22 protein-coding genes and 1 tRNA gene are annotated in these 20,319 nt (G+C 53.5%); 21 read left to right on the top strand and 2 right to left on the bottom strand.

All coding sequences use genetic code 11. The annotated features are described in order from the left end of the window. The first annotated feature begins 41 nt into the window (after window positions 1–41). From EBAPG3_RS14280 to rlmD, 9 genes are all read left to right on the top strand, one after another. Complete coding sequence (locus EBAPG3_RS14280; RefSeq protein WP_004180079.1) at window positions 42–1,400, top strand: MFS transporter; 1,359 nt, start codon at window positions 42–44, stop codon at window positions 1,398–1,400. After that, the gene (gene ssb / locus EBAPG3_RS14275) at window positions 1,401–1,862 is read left to right on the top strand and encodes a single-stranded DNA-binding protein (protein WP_004180081.1); all 462 of its coding nucleotides are present in this window, start codon (window positions 1,401–1,403) and stop codon (window positions 1,860–1,862) included. It abuts the gene before it with no gap. Between the two features lie 31 nt (window positions 1,863–1,893). Next, window positions 1,894–2,190: a ComEA family DNA-binding protein gene (locus tag EBAPG3_RS14270; RefSeq protein WP_004180083.1), complete on the top strand. Its 297-nt coding sequence runs from the start codon at window positions 1,894–1,896 to the stop codon at window positions 2,188–2,190. A gap of 204 nt (window positions 2,191–2,394) precedes the next feature. Continuing rightward, window positions 2,395–3,282, top strand: a complete 888-nt coding sequence (gene cysM, locus EBAPG3_RS14265; protein WP_004180085.1) for a cysteine synthase CysM — start codon at window positions 2,395–2,397, stop codon at window positions 3,280–3,282. Between the two features lie 255 nt (window positions 3,283–3,537). Then, a complete protein-coding gene (locus EBAPG3_RS14260) occupies window positions 3,538–5,580 on the top strand; it encodes a translocation/assembly module TamB domain-containing protein (RefSeq protein WP_004180093.1) in 2,043 nt (680 codons plus the stop codon). Window positions 5,581–5,587: 7 nt separating this feature from the next. Continuing rightward, window positions 5,588–5,797, top strand: coding sequence for a hypothetical protein (locus EBAPG3_RS14255; protein WP_040853024.1), 210 nt, complete (start codon window positions 5,588–5,590; stop codon window positions 5,795–5,797). Window positions 5,798–5,832: 35 nt separating this feature from the next. Beyond that, on the top strand, window positions 5,833–6,255 hold the full coding sequence (locus tag EBAPG3_RS14250; protein ID WP_040853036.1) for a YdbL family probable chaperone protein: 423 nt from the start codon (window positions 5,833–5,835) through the stop codon (window positions 6,253–6,255). A 61-nt stretch (window positions 6,256–6,316) separates the two neighbouring features. Continuing rightward, window positions 6,317–7,090: a 3'-5' exonuclease gene (locus tag EBAPG3_RS14245; RefSeq protein ID WP_004180099.1), complete on the top strand. Its 774-nt coding sequence runs from the start codon at window positions 6,317–6,319 to the stop codon at window positions 7,088–7,090. Window positions 7,091–7,145: 55 nt separating this feature from the next. Next, on the top strand, window positions 7,146–8,462 hold the full coding sequence (gene rlmD / locus EBAPG3_RS14240; protein ID WP_004180101.1) for a 23S rRNA (uracil(1939)-C(5))-methyltransferase RlmD: 1,317 nt from the start codon (window positions 7,146–7,148) through the stop codon (window positions 8,460–8,462). A gap of 83 nt (window positions 8,463–8,545) precedes the next feature. Here the strand turns inward: rlmD and EBAPG3_RS14235 are convergent, their stop codons facing one another. Then, window positions 8,546–9,241 carry a Bax inhibitor-1/YccA family protein gene (locus EBAPG3_RS14235; protein ID WP_004180103.1) on the bottom strand — a complete coding sequence of 232 codons (696 nt, stop codon included), beginning with the start codon at window positions 9,239–9,241 and terminating at the stop codon, window positions 8,546–8,548. Between the two features lie 135 nt (window positions 9,242–9,376). Between EBAPG3_RS14235 and EBAPG3_RS14230 the strand changes: the two genes are divergently transcribed. From EBAPG3_RS14230 to traF, 11 genes are all read left to right on the top strand, one after another. Beyond that, window positions 9,377–9,466: transfer RNA gene (locus tag EBAPG3_RS14230), tRNA-Ser, on the top strand. A 168-nt stretch (window positions 9,467–9,634) separates the two neighbouring features. Beyond that, window positions 9,635–10,078, top strand: coding sequence for an Arm DNA-binding domain-containing protein (locus tag EBAPG3_RS14225; protein ID WP_081607293.1), 444 nt, complete (start codon window positions 9,635–9,637; stop codon window positions 10,076–10,078). A gap of 2 nt (window positions 10,079–10,080) precedes the next feature. Beyond that, entirely contained in the window at window positions 10,081–11,316 is a 1,236-nt protein-coding gene (locus EBAPG3_RS14220) for a tyrosine-type recombinase/integrase (protein WP_004180120.1), read from the top strand. Between the two features lie 100 nt (window positions 11,317–11,416). After that, window positions 11,417–12,055 carry a hypothetical protein gene (locus tag EBAPG3_RS15100; RefSeq protein ID WP_151898966.1) on the top strand — a complete coding sequence of 213 codons (639 nt, stop codon included), beginning with the start codon at window positions 11,417–11,419 and terminating at the stop codon, window positions 12,053–12,055. A 373-nt stretch (window positions 12,056–12,428) separates the two neighbouring features. Beyond that, a complete protein-coding gene (locus tag EBAPG3_RS14205; protein ID WP_004180123.1) occupies window positions 12,429–12,980 on the top strand; it encodes a hypothetical protein in 552 nt (183 codons plus the stop codon). Between the two features lie 244 nt (window positions 12,981–13,224). Beyond that, window positions 13,225–14,169: a ParB/RepB/Spo0J family partition protein gene (locus EBAPG3_RS14200; protein WP_004180125.1), complete on the top strand. Its 945-nt coding sequence runs from the start codon at window positions 13,225–13,227 to the stop codon at window positions 14,167–14,169. A gap of 233 nt (window positions 14,170–14,402) precedes the next feature. Beyond that, entirely contained in the window at window positions 14,403–14,708 is a 306-nt protein-coding gene (locus tag EBAPG3_RS14195; RefSeq protein WP_040853030.1) for a hypothetical protein, read from the top strand. Between the two features lie 753 nt (window positions 14,709–15,461). Further along, a complete protein-coding gene (locus EBAPG3_RS15320) occupies window positions 15,462–15,818 on the top strand; it encodes a hypothetical protein (protein ID WP_051049089.1) in 357 nt (118 codons plus the stop codon). Next, window positions 15,815–16,120 (top strand): hypothetical protein, encoded by a 306-nt coding sequence (locus EBAPG3_RS14185; RefSeq protein ID WP_004180126.1) that lies wholly within the window; start codon window positions 15,815–15,817, stop codon window positions 16,118–16,120. The genes EBAPG3_RS15320 and EBAPG3_RS14185 overlap by 4 nt, the downstream gene beginning before the upstream one ends. Further along, a complete protein-coding gene (locus tag EBAPG3_RS14180; RefSeq protein WP_004180128.1) occupies window positions 16,117–17,973 on the top strand; it encodes a type IV secretory system conjugative DNA transfer family protein in 1,857 nt (618 codons plus the stop codon). Before EBAPG3_RS14185 ends, EBAPG3_RS14180 begins: the two co-directional genes overlap by 4 nt. 53 nt (window positions 17,974–18,026) lie before the next feature. Beyond that, entirely contained in the window at window positions 18,027–18,569 is a 543-nt protein-coding gene (traF, locus tag EBAPG3_RS14175) for a conjugative transfer signal peptidase TraF (RefSeq protein WP_227869229.1), read from the top strand. Window positions 18,570–18,954: 385 nt separating this feature from the next. On the opposite strand, the gene EBAPG3_RS14170 is transcribed toward traF, so the two are convergent. After that, window positions 18,955–19,374: a hypothetical protein gene (locus EBAPG3_RS14170; protein ID WP_004174003.1), complete on the bottom strand. Its 420-nt coding sequence runs from the start codon at window positions 19,372–19,374 to the stop codon at window positions 18,955–18,957. 634 nt (window positions 19,375–20,008) lie between these two features. On the opposite strand from EBAPG3_RS14170, the gene EBAPG3_RS14165 reads away from it, so the two are divergent. Further along, window positions 20,009–20,314: a hypothetical protein gene (locus tag EBAPG3_RS14165; protein ID WP_004174001.1), complete on the top strand. Its 306-nt coding sequence runs from the start codon at window positions 20,009–20,011 to the stop codon at window positions 20,312–20,314. The last annotated feature ends 5 nt before the right edge of the window (window positions 20,315–20,319 follow it).

The raw sequence follows: 20,319 nt of genomic DNA, 5'->3' as shown, positions 1-20,319 counted from the left end.
TCCCAATCTGATTCATGTCCGTCTCATCACCCCCCGAGAAAATGTCGCCGATTGAGTTGCGCGCTACCGCGGGTTTGGCCGGTATCTATGGGTTGCGCATGTTTGGCATGTTTATCATTCTGCCCGTGTTCGCGTTTTATGCCGAGCATTTGCCGGGCGGAAGCAACTATACGCTGGTCGGCATTGCCCTTGGCGCCTATGGGCTGACCCAGGCGATACTGCAAATACCTTTCGGCTGGTTGTCCGACCGGATCGGGCGCAAGCCCGTTATCTACATAGGCTTGATTCTGTTCGCCGCGGGCAGTTTCGTGGCCGCGTCCGCCACGGATATTTATTGGGTAATCTTTGGCCGCATCATTCAAGGCGCGGGGGCGATTTCCGCCGCGGTAATGGCGCTTGCCGCCGATCTCACCCGTGAAGAGCATCGCACCAAAGCGATGGCCACGATTGGCATGACCATCGGTGCCACCTTTGCGCTCTCACTGATTGTCGCGCCGGCACTCAATCGCTTGATTGGCGTCCCTGGAATTTTCGCCATGACCGGAGTACTGGCCCTGTTGGCGATGGCGGTAGTTTATAAGATTATTCCCAATCCATTGATCAGCCGTTTCCATTCCGATACCGAGGCATCATCAGGACGCTTTGGTAACGTGTTGCATAATCCCGAATTGCTACGCCTGGATTTCGGTGTGTTTGCGTTACATGCAGTTCTGATGGCGCTATGGCTGGTGGTGCCGTTGTCATTGCGCAAGTCGGGTCTGGCGGTAGATTCCCACTGGCAGGTATATCTTCCGGTATTGCTCTTTTCCATGGTTCTGATTGTTCCCGCGATCATCTATGCGGAAAAGAAAGCAAAACTCAAACCGGTTTTTGTCATTGCAGTGGCTGTATTGCTGGCAAGCCAGGTATTGCTGGCGTATACGTTCGAATCCCTATGGGGGACGACGGCGGCGCTGCTGGTTTTCTTTGCCGCGTTCAATCTGCTGGAAGCAACCTTGCCCTCGCTTATTTCCAAGATAGCGCCGGTCGGCGCAAAGGGCACAGCCATAGGCGTCTATAGCAGCGTTCAATTTCTCGGCGCATTTACCGGCGCCACCGCTGGCGGCTATTTATTTGAACATCATGGCAGCTCCGCGCTGTTTGCATTTTGCGGCATCCTGCTGGCATTATGGCTGCTGTTTGCCGCCACCATGAAAGCGCCTGCCGCGGTGCGTACCAGAATGTACCATGTGGAGGAAATGGATACGGGCAAGGCCAGCGGGCTATCGCGTCAATTGGCGGCGCTACCCGGTGTGCATGAAGCACTGGTGCTGGCAAGTGAAGGCGTGGCTTACCTGAAAGTGGATATGCGAGGCTTTGACGAAGAAGGAGTTGTTCAACTACTTGGGGGAGAAGCGTAAATGGCATCAGTCAACAAAGTCATACTCATCGGCAATCTCGGTAAAGACCCCGAGACCCGCTACATGCCAAATGGCGACGCGGTGACCAACATCACTTTGGCAACCACGGAAACATGGAAAGACAAAAACGGTGAAAAGCAGGAGAAAACCGAATGGCATCGCGTCACGTTTTACCGCAAACTGGCCGAAATCGCCGGTGAATACCTGAAGAAGGGTCGTCCGGTATATGTCGAAGGACGGCTGGAAACCCGGAAATGGACCGACAAGTCAGGTGCCGAACGCTATACCACCGAGATCATCGCCAGCGACATGAAAATGCTGGGCAGCAAACCGGGAAGCGGCAGCTACGAGGGGGGTGATAGGGACGAGAGCAGTTTCGCGCCGAGTACCTCCGGCAGCAATAAACCTGCCCCAAGAAGCAGCACGGGGTTCGATGACATGGATGACGATATTCCGTTTTGATGGCTGCAATCGCGCGCAGTGTAATAGGGTTATGAAAAAACTGTTGTTTCTTATTGTCATGTTGTTCGCGCTTGCCGGTCCGGTCTACGCGGCTGTCAACATCAATACCGCTACTCAGGGGGAGCTGGAAACCCTTCAGGGAATCGGTCCGGCCAAAGCCAAGGCTATCGTCGATTATCGTAAGAAGAATGGTCCCTTCAAATTGCCGGGCGATCTGGAAAAGGTCAATGGCATTGGTCCCGCCACCATGAAGAAACTACGTAAGGATATTACGGTGGGCGGCGGCACCACGGCCAAGACGGAAAATAAACCAGCTGTCAGGCAATAAAAACCTGGCATTGTCAGGATGGGGGAGGTGGTACGCCATAACCCGTCAATTGCCAATGGGTTGTGCTTTCTCCACCCATCCCGTCACAAACGAGTAATTCGACGATGTTCTTGGCAGCCACCCTTGTGCGTTTTGTAATGGGTCTTCTAGCGGCGCGTATGCGATAATCCGGCACGATCTTTACGAATTCTCTGCGAATTGGATATGTACAAAACCATAGAAGATTTTATCGGTAACACGCCCCTGGTAAAACTTAAACGTTTGCCCGGGAAAACCAGTAACGTCATTCTCGCCAAGCTGGAAGGCAACAATCCCGCAGGCTCGGTGAAAGATCGTCCAGCGTTATCGATGATCAGGCATGCGCAGGCGCGTGGGGAGATCAGGCCCGGAGATACGCTGATAGAAGCCACCAGCGGCAACACCGGCATTGCTTTGGCGATGGCGGCGGCGATCATGGGTTATCCCCTGATACTGGTGATGCCGGAGCACCTGAGCGTGGAGCGGCGGCAATCCATGAAGGCATTCGGGGCGGAAATCATATTGACCTCGAAAGAGGGCAGCATGGAAGAAGCACGGGATGTGGCTGAGCGAATGCGTGACGAGGGGCGCGGAATCATCCTGGATCAGTTTGCCAATCCCGATAATCCAAGAGCACACTACGAAGGGACCGCTCCCGAGATCTGGCGCGATACCGGAGGGCAAATTACTCATCTGGTGAGCAGCATGGGGACCACCGGTACGATTATGGGTTGCTCCGAATATTTCAAGGAAAAGAATCCGGAGATTCAGATCATCGGCGTACAGCCGGAAGACGGTGCGCAGATTCCGGGTATCCGCAAATGGCCGGAAGCCTACTTGCCAAGAATCTATGATGCCAGCCGGGTGGATTGCATTATCCTGGTTTCCCAGGCCGAAGCCGAGGATATGACTCGGCGGCTGGCGCGCGAGGAAGGGATTTTTGCCGGAATTTCGTCGGGAGGTGCTTTGGCGGCGGCACTCAAGATTTCCGCGGAATTGCACAACGCGGTGATCGTTTCCATCGTTTGCGATCGCGGGGATCGCTACCTTTCCACGGGGGTTTTCCCGGCCTGAGTGGGTAAAGCCTATGTGTCAATATCATATATTCAGCGAGTAAGCGGATAAGCGTCATACCGGCGGAAACCGGTATCCAGTGGCGTTCAGAGCGCATCGTTGCGGTTTGGGCTGGATCCGGGTCAAGTGCAGAATGACGAATTCATTGTATTTTCCTGCCGGATAAGTAATGACCATAGGTAGCATGACGTCATTTATATGGCGTTATACAGGAGTGCTTTAAGAGTCCGCGAATTGTGTTTGGGCGAGTCAACAATGGTTAAGCTACTCGTTACAATATTGCCGGCGTGGTTTGCTATTGTTTTCTCTGCCTGCGCTGCGCCTCTCATTACCCTTTCCGTCGATGATATTCACAGCCCCCTTTTAAGCGCAAGGGGGATACAAGCCAGTCTAACCGGCTCGCAGGCATCATCGCTGGAAATAAAGCTGGGTGAAGTCGCGGTGCAGGGAAAAATCTGGCGTAATTTACGTTTTTCCTGCCATACATTTCGGTTTTCCCAGGATCTGATCAGCTGTGATGATGGAGTATTGCGGCTATCCAAGTCAGCGCCGATACCCGCAACCTTTCATTACTCTTCTCGCGATAAGATGCTGGATGTAAAAATCCAGATGACTTCCGATAAAGCCAGCGAAGGCTGGCGGCTTTCCGCCCGTTGGGGAAGCGCGGCATGGGAAGGCGTGCTGACAGTTACCAACGGACAGGTAGCACGCATTGCCGAATTGCTGCCTGATAGAGAAAAAGAAATGCTCGCGCCCGCCAAGGGGAAACTCAATGGGACGGCCAGATTGCGCGGTAATGCCGGCGGGCTAGCTAATGTAGAGGCGAATCTCGCGGTGGATGGGTTGGCGTTCAGCGATGTCAGCGGTTTGCATGCGGGTGAGAATATCAGTGGGGAAATCATCGCTAAAGCTGAGCGCCAGGATGGCCGCCAGGCGAGTCAGCGCAGGAATGCCTGGGAATGGCAGGCCGATGTAACTTGGCCGCAGGGAGAAGTGTTTTGGCAGCCGCTTTATTTTACGGGCCAGGGTCATCGTTTGCATGTCAGCGGCAACCTGGATGACGATATCATTCGGCTGCTCAAGGGAAATCTCGTGCTCGCAGGTATCGGCGAGGCGGATTTATCAGGTGTGGCTGACCGGTCCACCAACACGCTGCGCGATCTTGATTTGCATGCCGGCAATCTGGAATTGTCCGCGTTGTTCAGTCAAGTGCTCAAACCTTTTCTGGCGGATACCTCCTTTACGGGGTTAAAAGCTGCAGGGCATGCCGGAATTCGATTGCGCTACCGCAATGGTGCCAGCGAGTTGCTTAACCTCAATTTGCGTGACGTCTCGGTGGAAGACGAACATGAGCGCTTTGCATTTCGCGGTGTGAACGCCAACATTCCCTGGCAGGCGCAAGGGGTGTCGATAGCCGATATAAGCATCCAGAGCAGCCAGTTATCGCGGATACCGCTGGGAGAATTTCGTGTCCCGCTGGAAATTAACGGACAAGATCTCGCCATCCCGCGGATGACCATACCGGTACTGGACGGCGAGTTTACGCTGGAGAAATTCCGTGCATCGCGGCAGGCCCAGGACTGGCACTGGCAATTCAGCGGCGGGCTTTCGCCCGTATCCATGCGAAGGCTGACGGAAGCGCTGGGAAGCCGCCCAATGTACGGTACGCTGTCCGGCACGATCCCCAAAGTGAGCTACACGGGCCATACTCTGGAAATGGATGGTGCCCTGCTTTTCAAGGTATTCGACGGTAGGGTGGAATTGAGAAACATGATGGTGCTGGACCCCATGGGCCGGGCACCGTCGCTGGTGGCGGATCTGGATATGCGCAATCTGGATCTCAATCTGCTGACCGGCGTGTTTTCATTCGGTAATATGCAAGGTCGCATTGATGTGGCGGTGCATGGCCTTGAACTTTTTGACTGGAAACCGATAAAGTTTGACGCCAGCATCATGAGTAGCCCTGGAAACTATCCGCGCCGTATCAGCCAGGCCGCTGTGCAGAATATTTCCTCTCTGGGGGGGTCGGGGGCGGCAGCCGCGATTCAGCGTAGTTTCCTGCATATTTTTGAGGAATTCGGCTATTCAAAGATCGGCTGGAGCTGTTCATTGCGCAACGGTGTTTGCCATATGGGCGGGATAGCGTCCGAGCATCCAGCGAAAGGTTATGTCATCGTCAAGGGTGGCGGAATTCCGGCGATCACGGTGATAGGCTATAATCGCAACGTGGATTGGTGGGAGCTGATTAACCGCCTGCAGCGGATCACTCAAGCAAATGTTAAACCTATTTTTCAGTAGGGACGATATGAAAAACTTTTTCTTTCGCGCAGGCTTGATGACATTAACGGGTACATTTCTGTCAGGATGTGTCACCATTAATATTTATTTCCCTGCCGCCGCGGCTGAAAAAGCGGCGGACAAGATCATCGAAGAAGTGTGGCAGCTCAAGAAGCCCGAAGAGGGCGGACAGGGTGCGGATAAACCCGCTCCTTCCGAGCCTCCCGTGCAACCATAGCAATCGCTGCAACCGGAACATTAAAGGTGAATACCATGCGCAATCCAGTTTCCCGTTTGATATTGCTGATGATACTACTCTCGGCATCGTTCGCCGGCTACACGGCGGCGGACATCGAGATCAATACGCCGGCGATTGCGAGCCTCAAGCAAAGCATGCAGCAACGGCATAGCCAACTGGAGCCATACTACGCCAGGGGTGCGGTGGGGCTTACGCGCGACGGGTTTATTGCCATGCGCGACGCGAATGCGTTGCCATTGTCGGCACGCCAGCCGGTCAATGCCTTGATTGCGTCCGAGAATCAGGACAGAAATGCGCTTTATCGCGAAATAGCCCGTGCCAATGGGCATCCCGAATGGGAAGGGGACATTCGTTCCACTTTTGGTCAACGCTGGATCGAACTGGCCAGAGCGGGATGGTGGTATCAGGCGGCGAGCGGTTCCTGGGTTAGAAAATAAAGCCTCAAACTCATCACCTTGTAGATCCTCAAATTCACTATTCGACTGAGATCCCCTTGACGTGACACCGGTACTGGTTTTCGATATCGAGACGGTTCCTGATATAGAGGGATTGCGCAAGCTTCATGATCTTGGCCCGCAACTCGCGGCCGCCGATATTGCCGAGATGGCGTTTCAGTCGCGCCGCCAGGCTGTGGGCAGTGATTTCCTGCAACTGCACATACAGAAGATAGTCGCAATCTCGTGCGCACTGCGCGACAAGAATGATTTCCGCATATGGTCGCTAGGAAATGCGGCAGACTCCGAAGCGGAACTCATCCGCCGATTCTTCGAAGGCATCGATAAATACAGCCCGCAACTGGTTTCCTGGAATGGGGGTGGTTTCGACCTCCCGGTACTGCACTACCGTAGCCTGATTCATGGGCTACAGGCACGCCGTTACTGGGAGATGGGTGATGACGACCGCGAATTCAAATGGAACAACTATCTCAGCCGCTACCATACGCGCCATCTCGATTTAATGGACTTGCTGGCGTTGTACCAGCCGCGCGCCAATGCGCCGCTGGACGAACTCGCCAAGCTGATGGGGTTTCCCGGAAAGTTCGGCATGGATGGCTCCCAAGTCTGGACCGCCTTCCAGAATGGGGAGATCGCCGCAATCCGCAACTACTGTGAGACCGATGTGGTGAATACCTATCTGGTCTTTTTACGTTTCCAGCTCATGCGCGGTATTTTCGACGATGAACAGTATCAACGCGAATGCGAGCTGGTGCGTCTCACCCTGGGCAAGTCTGCCGAGCTCCACTGGCAGGAATTTCTCGGTCAGTGGCCGTAGCGGCAACGACGGCGCTTATTCCGTTACCTTGCCCTGTCCAACTGCCGGATTCAGGATGATTGCTCCCGTTACCATCGAATCCCTGGATCAGGAAGGCCGGGGAGTCGCGCACGCGCAAGGTAAAGTCATCTTCATTGAAGGTGCGCTGCCCGGTGAAGTGGTTACCTACAATCCCTATCGCAAGAAGTCAAATTTCGAGATGGCGCAGGTGGGGCAGGTTCTCAAGCCTGCATATGCGCGAGTAACACCGCAATGCAGACACTTCGGAACATGCGGCGGATGCAGTCTGCAACATATGGATGCGCGCGCCCAGGTGGCGGCGAAACAGCGCATTCTGGAAGACAACCTCAAGCATATCGGAAAGGTCGAGTCTGAATTAATCCTGCCTGCGGTATACGGGGCAGCCTGGGGTTATCGCTATCGCGCCCGGCTGTCAGTACGCTATGTTGCCAAGAAGGGCGGAGTTCTGGTCGGCTTTCACGAGAAGCGCAGCAGCTTTGTCGCCGACATGCAGGCTTGCGAGGTCATGCCCTTGCACATTTCCAGGCTCATCCTGCCGTTGCGGGAACTGGTGGGAAGTCTATCGATCCTAGACCGTATCCCGCAGATCGAAGTATCGTTGGGCGAGGAGGTGGATGTGCTGGTATTGCGCATCCTGGAACCACTTACCTCGCAGGACGAAGTATTACTCACGGCCTTCGCCGATCGGCATCACATCCAGTTTTTCCTGCAACCTGAAGGCAGCCCGCAGACGGCTTATCCGTTTTACCCCAAGGACGCGCCGGAGTTGAATTACACTCTGCCGGAATTCGATATCGTCATGCCGTTTCACCCGACTGAATTTACCCAGGTCAATCCCGCCATGAACCGGATACTAGTAAGGCGTGCGCTGAATTTGCTCGACCCGCAGCCAGGGGAGCGTATTGCGGATTTATTCTGTGGATTGGGAAATTTCACCCTGCCAATCGCGCGGCGTGGCGCGTATGTGGCGGGTTACGAAGGCAGCGCGGCCATGGTGAGGCGAGCGGGGGAGAATGCGAAACGCAATGGGCTTGCGCGTAATACGCAATTCGTTGAAGCCAACCTGTTTGAAATCAACGAAGCCTGGATGCAAGGGCAGGGGTATTTCGACAAAATGCTGATCGATCCACCGCGCGAGGGTGCAATTGCCGTAGTTAATTCCTTGGGAGAAGGACGAACAGCGCCCCCGCGCATCGTGTATGTATCCTGCAATCCAGCTACGCTGGCCCGTGATGCGGGCGTGCTGGTGCAGGGGAAGGGATACCTGTTGAAGGCTGCAGGCGTGGTGAATATGTTTCCGCACACCGCACATGTCGAATCCATTGCATTGTTTGAGAAAGCCGCCGTTTAGAAAGATGATGGGAGAGATGGCAGGGCCCAAAAAAAGGGCGGCTGTTAAAAGCCGCCCTTTTTCATTAGAGATTACTCAGACCGTCAATCTCGTTCACCCGAGAATGCCAACAACAGATGCAGCAGGCTGGTGAACAGATTATAGAGGCTAAGGTAAATACCCATCGTCGCCATCACGTAGTTGGTTTCTCCACCGTTAACGATACGGCTTACATCAAACAGAATGAAGCCGGAAAACAGCAGCACCGCAACAGCCGAGATGGCGAGTGAAGCCGCCGGCATGGCGAAAAACAGGTTGGCGATGGATGCGATGATCAGCAACACCAGTCCCACGAACAGGAAGTTCTGCATGAAGCCGAAATCCTTTTTGGTCACTGTCGCAATCCCTGCCAGGGTGAAGAAAATCATCCCCGTTCCAGCGGCGGCGGTTCCCACCAGTTGCGCGCCATTCTTGAAATGAAGCGCATATTGCAGCATCGGCCCCAGCCACCAGCCGGCAACAAATGTAAACAGGAACAACAACACGATTCCCATCATGCTATTACGCGTTGCGCTCACGCCAAACAGCAGGCCCATCATCACAGCCAGCATCACCAGCGGACCCATGATTGGCGCTTGCGCGAGGAATGAGAAATTGGTGCTCATCCCGATCATTGCGCCGAACATCGTCGGAATCATGGTCAAGCCGAGCATCCAGTAAGTGTTGCGCAGGACCTTGTTGCGGACAACAGCAAGCCCGGTTTGCGCGGTCGAGCCGGAATATCTCAGTTCAGATTGCATGACGTCTCCTTGGTTGACGAACTTATACATGCATAAGACTACGCATGTTTATGGAAAGTTGCAATATCATTATGGTTGCAGGGGTCTTACTGGCAAAATGAGTCCCAAAACGGTATGATTCGTGCGACAAATTTGGGAGGCGTGGCCGAGCGGTTTAAGGCAGCAGTCTTGAAAACTGCCGTAGGGGCAACTCTACCGTGAGTTCGAATCTCACCGCCTCCGCCAATATAACATCCTAATTCGTCCAGTAGTATCCAGAAAGTCAAGTAAATACGCCATCATGGCATAATCTGATAGTCCAAGGTGGTGTGGTAACATCCGATTGCATCCGGCCATGATAGGTGGTAGATTGTGTGGTATTAAATATTTTTAATTGCCTCCACTTACCACCTCATGCCCAAAAAGCTGAATCTGCTCTCTGAATCTGCCTGTGATGGCGCTGAAAGCGGCGGAAGGAAACTGCGTAAGCTCCATGATGGCGGTGGACTCTACCTGTGGGTTTACGAGGATAGCCGAAAGTTCTGGCGCTTCAGATATTGGTTAAGTGGTAAAGAAAAGTCTCTTTCTCTAGGAGCTTATCCTGATATATCGATCGGAGAAGCGCGCGCATCGTGTGACAACATCCGTGAGCAACTAAAGAGTGGCCTAGACCCTTCAGAGCAACGCAAAATTGTGCAAAGGGAGGCTAACAAGTCAGCCCACTATCATAACCAGTTCAGACTAGCGCTTTCGGATGCCGGCGCTTTGACTATCGAAACGCCAGCACGCACTGTAAAGCTTACACTTCCTCAGACGGATGCCTTGAGGGCCTTTTTGTTGGCTGTTGACCAGGAGTAATCATGGCCGCGAAAACCAATTTGCTGTCTGCATCCAAGTGCAACAACGCCACAAGCGAGGGTAAGGCAATCCGAAAGCTGCACGATGGAGGCGGTCTGTATCTCTGGGTCTATGCGGAGGGTGGTAAGTTCTGGCGTTTGCGTTACCGGTTAGGTGGTAAGGAGAAATCATTATCCTTCGGCTCCTATCCTCAAGTTTCCCTCAAGGAAGCGCGTGCTAAGCGCGATGAGCAGCGTAAAGTACTGGATGCCGACCTCGACCCCTCAGCCGAGCGCAAGGCCGCCAACCTGCGTAAGAAGCTCGCCCATGCAAATTCCTTCGAGGCGGTGGCAATGGAGTGGTACAACAAGCAACTGCATACCTGGGTGCCGCATCATGCCAGCGATGTAAAACGCCGCCTTGAGAGCAATATTTTCCCGACCATTGGCAAACGCCCCATCGACCAGATCGAAGCCCCCGAGCTGCTTCAAACCATCCGCAAGATAGAAGCCCGTGGGGCCTACGATCTGGCCCACCGTGTCCTGCAAGTATGCGGGCAGGTGTTTCGTTATGGCATTGCCACCGGACGCTGTACCCGCAATCTCTCTACCGATCTACGCGGCGCACTGACCCCACACAAGAAACAGCATCAAGCCGCGGTCCGTCCCGAGGAATTGCCGGAACTATTACGGGCGATTGCCAGGTATGACGAAACCGGCGACAAACAAACCCGCCTTGCCTTGCAACTGCTGGCGCAAACCTTCGTACGTACCAATGAATTGATAGGTGCAGAATGGGCAGAATTTGATCTGAATAACGCCTTGTGGATTATCCCTGCCGGGCGCATGAAGATGAAAGCCGAGCATATCGTCCCGCTGTCAGGGCAGGCACTCGCCATGCTGGTGGAACTCAAGGAAATATCGGGCGGCAGCCGCCTCGTGTTCCCTGGCCGCAACCGGGATAAGCCCATCAGCAACAATACCATGCTGTTTGCCCTGTACCGCTTGGGCTACAAAGGCAAGATGACCGGCCATGGCTTCCGTGCGGTCGCTTCCACCATCCTCAACGAGACCGGCTTCAATCCAGACGTGATCGAACGCCAGCTTGCTCATTGCGAACGCAACGAAGTGCGAGGTGCTTACAACCGCGCTGAGTATCTATCTGAGCGCAAGCGCATGATGCAGGCTTGGGCAGACCTGATTGACCAAATGGCGAAGGGTGAAAACAAGGTAACGTCGATCAAGTGGGCCGCTGCATGACGGTTTGGGTGGCGAGTTCGAGGCTCATTCCCGTGGCTAAACGTCGACACTTTCCCCGCCTTAAGAAACTCCGAATTGAAAGCTTTTTAGAAGGTACGTTATGAGCGAGCGAGAGTATTACAACCGGATGCGTAAAGATTTGCAAGCATTAAAGAAGAAAGTGCTTTCTTTTGATGCAAAGAGAAGAAAAGAATGTGGATACATGCCAATGGACATTCCTAAGTCGATCTCGCATACTGGAAGACCTGTATCTGCGAATGAGTTTCAAGGAAGACTTCAACAAATAACAGCTAGTTCACTTTGGCTCCAATCGATACTAGATAGATTAAATGGATTAACGACTTCTTATGCGATTGACAATCTAAAAATATGTCCTATTCCCCGCATTTTACACTCCAAAGCGCATCCCGGAAGAAAACCACTGGGTCCGAAGACCCAAGAACGCCTGTTACAAAAGGGGTTTAGTGAAGCGCAAAATAAGTCAGGAATAGGTATGCGTAGCTGGATTAAGTCCAGCCAAGAGGTGTCAGAAGAATTGGCTGGCGCATTAAAAGAAATGCTAGATTCAGGTGAGCCCCTTCTATTCCAACATGTGGATGAAGATGGGAAAGTGACATCTGAAGCTGATCCGAAAAGGCAACGAGCCTTTTTAGATAGCCGTGAGGTTATGAAAAATCATAAGAGTGAGAGTTTATTGCGTGCTCTTGCTAAAGGTAAGCAGAGTCGCACAAAAAAATGAACACTGGTTCAAAACCCTTATGAACAGGGGATTTACAAGGGATAGTTAATTTTAATATTTCCCAACTTATGTAATTCAAGTGATTTCTTCAAAATTCGCCTCTCGTACCAATGCGTATCGCGGCGGACGATTTTGGAGGATCAAAAATGCAGCTCCCATCAACCGGCTATATCCGGCTCTCGCAAATCATCGGCAACCTTAAGGCTGTCCCGCCGGTTCCGGCAATAATTCCAGTATCAAAATCTCATTGGTGGGCTGGCGTAAAATCAGGCCGATACCCACAGCCAGTTCGCACCCTCGGTAAGCGAGTTACGGCTTGGCGCGTTGAAGACATTCGCGCGCTAATAGAAAAGTCCAACGCGTAGTTTCCGGTATGAGCAAGAAAAAGAAAAACTGGCTTTCACCAGAACGCCGGGAAAGGGGTGGGTTTGCCGCGCTGCCCCACTGCTTGCTGGAAAGCCAAGTTTTTATCGGTCTGTCGGCCCACGCCATTAAGCTGCTAAGTGACCTGCTGGTGCAATTCAAGGGTTTCAACAACGGAGATTTGTGCCTCGCTTGGTCGATCATGGAAAAGCGCGGCTGGAAGTCGCGCGACACTTTGAACAAAGCTAGGCAAGAACTGCTAGAAGTAGAACTGATCTTGATCACCCGCTATGGTGACCGCAAGCGACCCCATCTCTATGCGTTGACCTTCTTTGCCGTAGACGAATGCGGCGGCAAGCTGGACATCCATGCCACCGAAAAACCCATGAGCTTGTGGCGGCTACATGACCCGATGCCTTCTCTTCTCCAAATTAAACCCAGACTCCCGCCCAGCGGGTTAAATCAGAGCGATGTGACACGCCCAGCGAGTGACACGAAAGTGCCGGAAGGCAAATGTTACACGCCTGACGTGTCAAATGAGCCAATTGCAGAACTGATATGACACGCCCACCGTGCACCTTTCTATAGTGCCATACCCCAGTATGCATTCTTCCTGCATTAGGCACATTCTGATCTTTGGGTACGCTCTTGTCGGTCCTACCCAGAGGACAACGGACAAATGGCAGGCATTTCGTATAGCTGGTCGAATACTTTTGTGTTAGCTGTCGTACTCCAAAAACTGGCGCGTTGACGTAATGCATAACCATCTACATGGACCTCAGAGTAGGTAAAAGAAGGTAAAAATTATGAAAATCAAAATCAACCAAATAGAACTCAATGAACTCACGCAAAGCCGTGTGGAGATAAATAGTGAAATCGTCTCCGATTACGAAGAGGCATACCATCAGGGCGTGAGGCTTCCAGATATCAAGGTGTACTTCGACGGCGACAAACACTGGCTGGCTGATGGTTACCATCGATATCATGCCGCGTCCAAAATCGGGTTGCTGGAAATTGACGCGGACATGGTCCAAGGGACCAGGCGGGATGCCATCCTTTATAGCGTACGCGCCAACTCAGAGCATGGGTTACGGAGAACCCACGCAGACAAGCGCAAGGCGGTACAGACCCTTCTGACTGATACAGAATGGTCTACGTGGAGCAATAATGAAATAGCCAAACGCTGCGCTGTATCCCACACGCTTGTAAACGAGCTTCGTCGGACACTTGAAGCGGCTTCAAGTATTGAAACAATTACAAACAATGAGAGTGGAGAAGGGAAGCGGAAATTCCTCACCTCAACTGGAAAAACGGCTGAAATGAAGACTGCCAATATCGGCAGCAAATTAAAACCGGCCCACTCGGAAGAGCCACCCAAGGATAGCGATGCATCCGCTGAGCCTACGATAGCGAGCGGGCAAATATCTTCCATTCCCGAAGGAATGATGCTGGTGAGCAAGGAAGAATACGATGAAATGATATTAACCTACCAAGAGGTCTTAGATGAGAACACTAGCATGCAAAAGCTCTTTGACTCCATTGATGGACTACCTACTGCGATGGCGGAAATCAAGCGCCTTAACGAATACGTGAAGACCTTGGAGAGACGCATTAACGGTCTTCTGAACGAAAAGAATGAGGTTATCCGGCTCGTCAAGTGGTGGCAGCGCAAGTGCGGCGCGCTCGAAAAAAAGGTCAAGGACCTGGAGGTGCAGGTAAAAAACTACCAGAAAGACATTGTTCAATTCTGAGTGGAATAGATTTGAGAGGTGAGGCCCGACCTACCCATTGGAGCCATAAATGGGGATCATATAGCCAACTCTCCGATTCTTGGAGCAGGTATCCCGAAATTTGAGTGCGGCCGAGTACTCCTGCAGGTGGGCAATTTCTCGATGTAGCTCTATGGCCTGAAGTGATTCGGCACTATATACAGCCTGGATACATAGTACGCATTGTGTCTACCAGCTTACTTTAAGGAATATGAATGAAGCAACTTGTCGAGAGCTGGATTAAGGCGGAGAAGCATTACTATGGGAATACCCAGGCTCGGGCGATTCAACGCATGATGAAAATGACCGGGCAGCGTATTACTCACTCACGAGTTTCGGAGTGGAAGCGTGGTAAATATTGTCCTTCTGCAAACGTGCTGTCTGAGATGCTTTGGCGAACCCTGCCCTGGGCTCTTGGGCAGGCTGGCCTTGATGTTTCGGCTCCGCAGCAGGACAAGATTGACACAAAGCTGTGGGTATTCACAGGGGAAGGGGATCAGCGGAAGCGGTACACGTTATAGGGCGCATGCTGTGTGTCATAGTTTTTTTTTCAGCAAATCCAAGGGGCATTCAGACTCGCAATTTCTCCAGCGTTAAACTTTTCGGGCCGCGCTTTAATGTTGAACTGTGGATCGAAGATGGCAACTGTAGAAGCGGTTGTGCTCAAAAATATGAACTGGGGTCAAACAGAATCGGTGGCCTGAAGTTTATAATTCAAGCTCAGAGCCCCAATAAATCCGCCATCTTTAGCCTTATTGTCCGCCATAAAGGCTGTTCATAAAGTATATATAACTTCATCCTGCTCATAGCTGAATAATAGGGTGCACTGCCACGGATAGTCGACAACATCCAAAATCGCTTTGCCCGCGTATTGACGTTTACTCGAAGTGCGGGGGCGGTGACCAGGATGTCTTGATTCGCAATGCTGATCTGATTGATCTCAACAAGCCTGGTATCAAGCGTTTTATTACTGTCATTCGTGATACGACTGAAGGTCTCATGGTCCTGCCTTAAGCGGATCAACGGTACCTGACCGATCACGGCATCGCTACCGAGGTAATTAGCGATCGAAAGCCATCATGTAGAAGGCGTTAGCACTTTCCCTACATCTCGCCGTTGCGGAACCGCTCATTAAGGTAGAAGACACTGCTGAATTTAAGGGCGCGTCATGCAGCTTGCGGTCTGCACAAAACTGCCGCTGATTTTCATGGATGCGGCGCTGGAACAACGCCGCCAAGCCCTGATATCCGCATCGCAAATCCAGGAGACAACCCATGAACGCTCCCACCGAAGCCCAATTGCAAGCGCAGCTCGACTGCTTGATCGAAGAAGCCGGGTTGAGCGGGGAGGGCGCGCTGTCACTGCCGCCACTCCCCTACACAGACCCCAACACAGACCCCAACACACACCCCAACACACACGATTCAATAAGCCACACGTTGCACGGGTTGGAAGCCAGCCGCCGCCCCAAAGTCAGAACCGTCTGCGAGGAATGTGCGAACTCGGTATGGTTCACAACCCCTACCGAAGTGAAGTGCTATTGCCGGGTCATGTTCCTGGTTACGTGGGAAAGCGCAGTCCCACAGTCGATCACGGCTTGCGACGGGATGTACCTGAACCGCGAAGAATGATGCGCAGTCCGGGCGAGGCGGCGGCCCGGCACTACATCGCCGAGCGCGAAGCGAAAAGGGTGCTCATCCAGGATATTCCCCGGCACACCAGTTGCCGGGCAGGGCAGGGCGGCTACGCGCAGTACGCCGGATGGCGCCAGATAGACGGCCATGCGCTGATCCTGTTGAAAACCAATGAGGCGGAAATAAGCGTGATGCCGGTGGATGCAGTGACGCTCGCGCGGGTGAAGCGTTTGAAGCTGGGTAGCGAGGTGATCTTCAACGCGGATGGAACGGTCAGGAAAAAAGGGCGCAGCTTATGACAACGCAATTCAACAACGCGATCGGCCCGCAAGTAAGAGGGGTTGCGGCCAAATCCTCCCGGTTAATCCCAGTGCTAGCGATAGGCGTGCTGCTGGGCGGATTGTCCGCCGCCACGCAATACTTTGCGCATACCTTTCAGTATCACGCATCACTGGGCGGCCACATCGGCTTAATTTACCCGCCCTGGATGATCCTCGAATGGCTCTTGAAGTGGGGGGAGCACTACCCGCATCAATTCACGCATGCCGGCAGCGTGGGCATGATGGTGACCGCGGCGGGGCTCCTCATCCTGCTTGCCATCAAAACAATGAGTGCGCGCACGGTCAAGCCCAATCCGTACCTGCACGGCTCAGCGCGTTGGGCCGGGCGCAAGGATATCGAAGCGGCGGGGCTGATGCCGCGCCCATCCTCTCTATTTGAGAAGCTACGCGGCAAGGAAAAGCGGGCACCTGCCGGCGTGTATGTTGGCGCCTGGATGGATAAGCAGGGCAGGCAACATTACTTGCGCCACAACGGGCCGGAACACATCCTGTGCTATGCGCCGACCCGCTCGGGCAAAGGCGTAGGCTTAATTGTTCCCACGCTGCTTTCGTGGCCGGAAAGTACGGTGATCACCGACCTGAAAGGGGAACTGTGGGCGCTGACTGCCGGCTGGCGGCAGAAGCACGCGCACAACAAGGTATTGCGTTTCGAGCCGGCTGCGAGCAGCGGCAGCGTGCACTGGAATCCGCTGGAAGAGATCCGGTTGGGCACGGAACACGAAGTAGGCGACGTGCAGAACCTCGCCACCTTGATCGTGGATCCGGATGGGCGCGGACTGGAGTCCCACTGGCAGAAATCAGCGCAAGCCTTGCTGGTGGGCGTGATCCTGCATGCCCTGTATAAAGCGAGCGGCACGCACCCCAAACCATCACTATCCGATATCGACGCCCTGTTTGCCGATCCCGAGCGTGACATTACCGAACTGTGGATGGAAATGCACCAGGTTAGCCACGATAGCGGAAGTAACCACCGCATCATCAGCGCAACCGCCCGGGACATGATGGACCGGCCGGATGAGGAGGCCGGTTCGGTGCTGTCCACGGTGAAATCCTATCTGTCGCTCTACCGTGATCCGGTCATCCGGGAAAATATCGGCGATTCGCATTTTCACATCCGCGATCTGATGCAGCATGCGCACCCGGTCAGCCTTTATATCGTCACGCGCCCGACCGACAAGGCGCGGCTGCGCCCCTTGCTGCGCATCCTGCTCAACATGATCGTGCGCCTGCTGGCCGACCGCATGGAATTCGAGAAGGGCCGCGCCAAGGCCCACTACCGGCATCGGTTGCTCATGATGCTGGACGAATTCCCGAGTCTGGGCAAGCTTGAAATCCTGCAAGAGTCATTGGCCTATCTGGCGGGCTACGGCATCAAGTGCTACCTCATCTGCCAGGATATCAATCAGCTCAGATCACGCACCGGCTACGGCCCGGATGAGACCGTGACTTCGAACTGCCACATTCAAACTGCGTTTCCGCCTAACCGCGTGGAAACCGCCGAGCATCTATCCAAACTCACTGGCCAGACTACCATCACCAAGGAGCAGGTCACCCAAGGAGGGAAACATTCTTCGCGTACTACGCAGGAGATCCAGCGCTCCTTGCTCACCGTGGATGAGTGCCTGCGCATGCCAGGGCCGGTGAAGGCAGTCAAGGATGGCCAGGATGTGATCGAGGAAGCCGGCGATATGATTGTGTACGTGGCGGGTTTTCCGGCCATCTACGGCAGGCAGCCGCTTTACTTTCAGGATAGGATTTTTCAGGCGCGCGCCGAAATTCCCGCACCCAGCCAGAGCGACCGGCTGAATTAGGCATCGTATTTACCCATTTCACACATTTACGTATCACGTTTTTATGTGAATCCATGCCAACTATGACAACGCAAGAGCGCATTGGCCGCATCCTCGCTGTCGCTGGTGTGACTTTTGTGGTGTTGGGACTGGCCTGCTTTGCGGCAGGCGGACGGTTCAATAGCACCCGCAGCATTCCTCTTGGCCTGTACTGGCTGACGGATGACCCGGTCAAGAAGGGCGAGTACGTGATCTTTTGCCCGCCTATATCGCCCTTGTTCGACAAGGCTCGGGCGCGCGGGTACATTGCCGCCGGATTCTGTCCCGGCGACTATGGCTTCATGATGAAGCGCGTCCTGGCAGGAGCCGATGACTTGGTAGTCGTAGCAGGGGAGGGCGTTAGCATCAACGGGAAATCCTTGTCGGCCAGCATGCCCCTGGAAGCAGATAAGGCGGGCAGGGCCATGCCGCGCTATCCATCGGGTACTTATACCTTGGGTAAATCCGAATTGCTGCTCATGTCGGACATGAGCGCCACATCCTTCGATGGCCGGTATTTCGGGCCGGTAGATCTTTCTCAGATCAAGGGTGTGATCCGGCCAGTTATTACATTCTAATTCCCGTTTTGGAGAGTATCCACATTCCTGTTGGACAAGGTTGTGGATAACTCCTTTAAGCTATCGTAATTCGAGGTGTCCAGGGATTGATCAATATTTAGGCAATACGATGAGCGACTCGTGCTTTCTGTATTCCGGTATTTGTTGTTGGTTTTACTGTTTTGATCTGCCTGACGGACAATCCGTTATTGCGAAGATCAAGCAGGACGCCAGCGCCAGGCAGGGCAGGAGGAAACGCCGATCATGCGGTGCCGGCCACGCCGGAAGCGGTTATGCAGCAAGCACGCAAGGTTGCACCGGTGCATAAGAGCACCGGGCAATTGACTTTGTTTGAAGGGAGCTCTCTCGGGTCGAGAGCGTGATCAGGCCGAGTCTTGCTGGATTGTTACAACCCGGTTGCGGAGTCGGGCAGTTGCGTGGCTGCGTGATTTTGATTGAGCTTGGCAGCCATTTGCCGATGCAGGGTTGCTGTTTGGGTGCTTGCTTCCACGCTTTTCTCATAATCACGAATGAGCGCTGCGGTGTGCGATTGAAGGTCTTGAGCTCGCCGGCCATAGAGATAGCTCTTGTTTTCATATTGCTCCAGCAGCTCTTTTTGCTCCTTCACCTTTGCCTGCATCTGCGCCGCAGTATTCTCATAGAATTTTGCAATGGACTCATGGTCGCTGCGAGTGACGGCATTCTGAGCGGCAGCGCGGATTTCCGGGGTGTCGATTGGCTGGGCTGCAACGACCGATGAGCTTACCGAGCCTAGCATACCAATCATGGACAACGCGGCGATAATATTTCCAAATTTTGCTTTCATGGCGGCAAATCCAATTAGGATTAAAGTGACTTTATCCTACCTTAGTCAATACCCTGGGTATATTGGGGAAACCCTGATTTTCTACTAAGTGTTTCCCTTAGTTAAAACCCTTAATTAAACATGGAATTGGATGTTGTGGCGATCATGATTACATGGTGCAGGCGAACTCCTGCCGCCGCTCTAAGCTATACCAAGCGGCATGGCCAGATTAGTCAGATTTCTTGGTCACAAAAATTATCCTATTATTGCTGCTGTCACATTCCCCGCCAGCCGCCCTTGGCGGTGCGCTTCGCCTGTCATGGCCTATGATCCGGAACCCCTCTGTGATGTCGGCCGCAGCAATCACTAGGCACTCCCTCTTTTAAAATTTTTCAGCGGCACGGGCAGATCCTGTTGTGCCATCCCCGCCACAACACCCCCCAGTCGTCTGCGAGGGGGCTTGTGGGGGGACAAACAAATCGCAACAGGATAGGCCCGGCTGGACCAATGCCTGCCCACCCCACCCATTCCCAACCCTTGCCCGTGAGGGCAGGGCTATTCCCCACTCCCGTCGCCCCAGGGCGAAGCGAAGAGGTTCGAGCGAGAGGATCTGGTTTTAAGACTCTCTTTTTCAACCTTACTTTGGAGGCTGGCTATGGAACAAATCAAGCAACCGTTATTTTCACTGGGGCAGGTGGTGGCAACACCCGGCGCACTCGATAAGACCCATCCGGTATGGATGGCGAATTGTCTTGCGCGGCATATGCGAGGCGATTGGGGTTCGGTGGACGAGGAAGATATCGCAACCAACAATGAAGCGGTGCGCTTTGGATTTCGTGTCTTATCGGCCTATCCGATTGACGAAACCAAGCCATGTGAAGGCTTTGGCGACAATACCCTGTGGATCATCACGGAAGCCGACCGCAGCGTGACCACCTTTCTTTTGCCCAGCGAATACTAGAACCC

The sequence above is a fragment of the Nitrosospira lacus genome (genome assembly GCF_000355765.4).
Lineage (GTDB): Bacteria > Pseudomonadota > Gammaproteobacteria > Burkholderiales > Nitrosomonadaceae > Nitrosospira > Nitrosospira lacus.
This window is presented reverse-complemented; position numbering and strand designations above follow the sequence as displayed.

Excerpts from the sequence above, each read along its gene's own strand:
- EBAPG3_RS14280 (WP_004180079.1), top strand. The coding sequence starts at position 42 with ATGTCGCCGATTGAGTTGCGCGCTACCGCGGGTTTGGCCGGTATCTAT.
- ssb (WP_004180081.1), top strand. The coding sequence starts at position 1,401 with ATGGCATCAGTCAACAAAGTCATACTCATCGGCAATCTCGGTAAAGAC.
- EBAPG3_RS14270 (WP_004180083.1), top strand. The coding sequence starts at position 1,894 with ATGAAAAAACTGTTGTTTCTTATTGTCATGTTGTTCGCGCTTGCCGGT.
- cysM (WP_004180085.1), top strand. The coding sequence starts at position 2,395 with ATGTACAAAACCATAGAAGATTTTATCGGTAACACGCCCCTGGTAAAA.
- EBAPG3_RS14260 (WP_004180093.1), top strand. The coding sequence starts at position 3,538 with ATGGTTAAGCTACTCGTTACAATATTGCCGGCGTGGTTTGCTATTGTT.
- EBAPG3_RS14255 (WP_040853024.1), top strand. The coding sequence starts at position 5,588 with ATGAAAAACTTTTTCTTTCGCGCAGGCTTGATGACATTAACGGGTACA.
- EBAPG3_RS14250 (WP_040853036.1), top strand. The coding sequence starts at position 5,833 with ATGCGCAATCCAGTTTCCCGTTTGATATTGCTGATGATACTACTCTCG.
- rlmD (WP_004180101.1), top strand. The coding sequence starts at position 7,146 with ATGATTGCTCCCGTTACCATCGAATCCCTGGATCAGGAAGGCCGGGGA.
- EBAPG3_RS14235 (WP_004180103.1), bottom strand. The coding sequence starts at position 9,241 with ATGCAATCTGAACTGAGATATTCCGGCTCGACCGCGCAAACCGGGCTT.
- EBAPG3_RS14225 (WP_081607293.1), top strand. The coding sequence starts at position 9,635 with ATGCCCAAAAAGCTGAATCTGCTCTCTGAATCTGCCTGTGATGGCGCT.
- EBAPG3_RS14220 (WP_004180120.1), top strand. The coding sequence starts at position 10,081 with ATGGCCGCGAAAACCAATTTGCTGTCTGCATCCAAGTGCAACAACGCC.
- EBAPG3_RS15100 (WP_151898966.1), top strand. The coding sequence starts at position 11,417 with ATGAGCGAGCGAGAGTATTACAACCGGATGCGTAAAGATTTGCAAGCA.
- EBAPG3_RS14205 (WP_004180123.1), top strand. The coding sequence starts at position 12,429 with ATGAGCAAGAAAAAGAAAAACTGGCTTTCACCAGAACGCCGGGAAAGG.
- EBAPG3_RS14200 (WP_004180125.1), top strand. The coding sequence starts at position 13,225 with ATGAAAATCAAAATCAACCAAATAGAACTCAATGAACTCACGCAAAGC.
- EBAPG3_RS14195 (WP_040853030.1), top strand. The coding sequence starts at position 14,403 with ATGAAGCAACTTGTCGAGAGCTGGATTAAGGCGGAGAAGCATTACTAT.
- EBAPG3_RS15320 (WP_051049089.1), top strand. The coding sequence starts at position 15,462 with ATGAACGCTCCCACCGAAGCCCAATTGCAAGCGCAGCTCGACTGCTTG.
- EBAPG3_RS14185 (WP_004180126.1), top strand. The coding sequence starts at position 15,815 with ATGATGCGCAGTCCGGGCGAGGCGGCGGCCCGGCACTACATCGCCGAG.
- EBAPG3_RS14180 (WP_004180128.1), top strand. The coding sequence starts at position 16,117 with ATGACAACGCAATTCAACAACGCGATCGGCCCGCAAGTAAGAGGGGTT.
- traF (WP_227869229.1), top strand. The coding sequence starts at position 18,027 with ATGCCAACTATGACAACGCAAGAGCGCATTGGCCGCATCCTCGCTGTC.
- EBAPG3_RS14170 (WP_004174003.1), bottom strand. The coding sequence starts at position 19,374 with ATGAAAGCAAAATTTGGAAATATTATCGCCGCGTTGTCCATGATTGGT.
- EBAPG3_RS14165 (WP_004174001.1), top strand. The coding sequence starts at position 20,009 with ATGGAACAAATCAAGCAACCGTTATTTTCACTGGGGCAGGTGGTGGCA.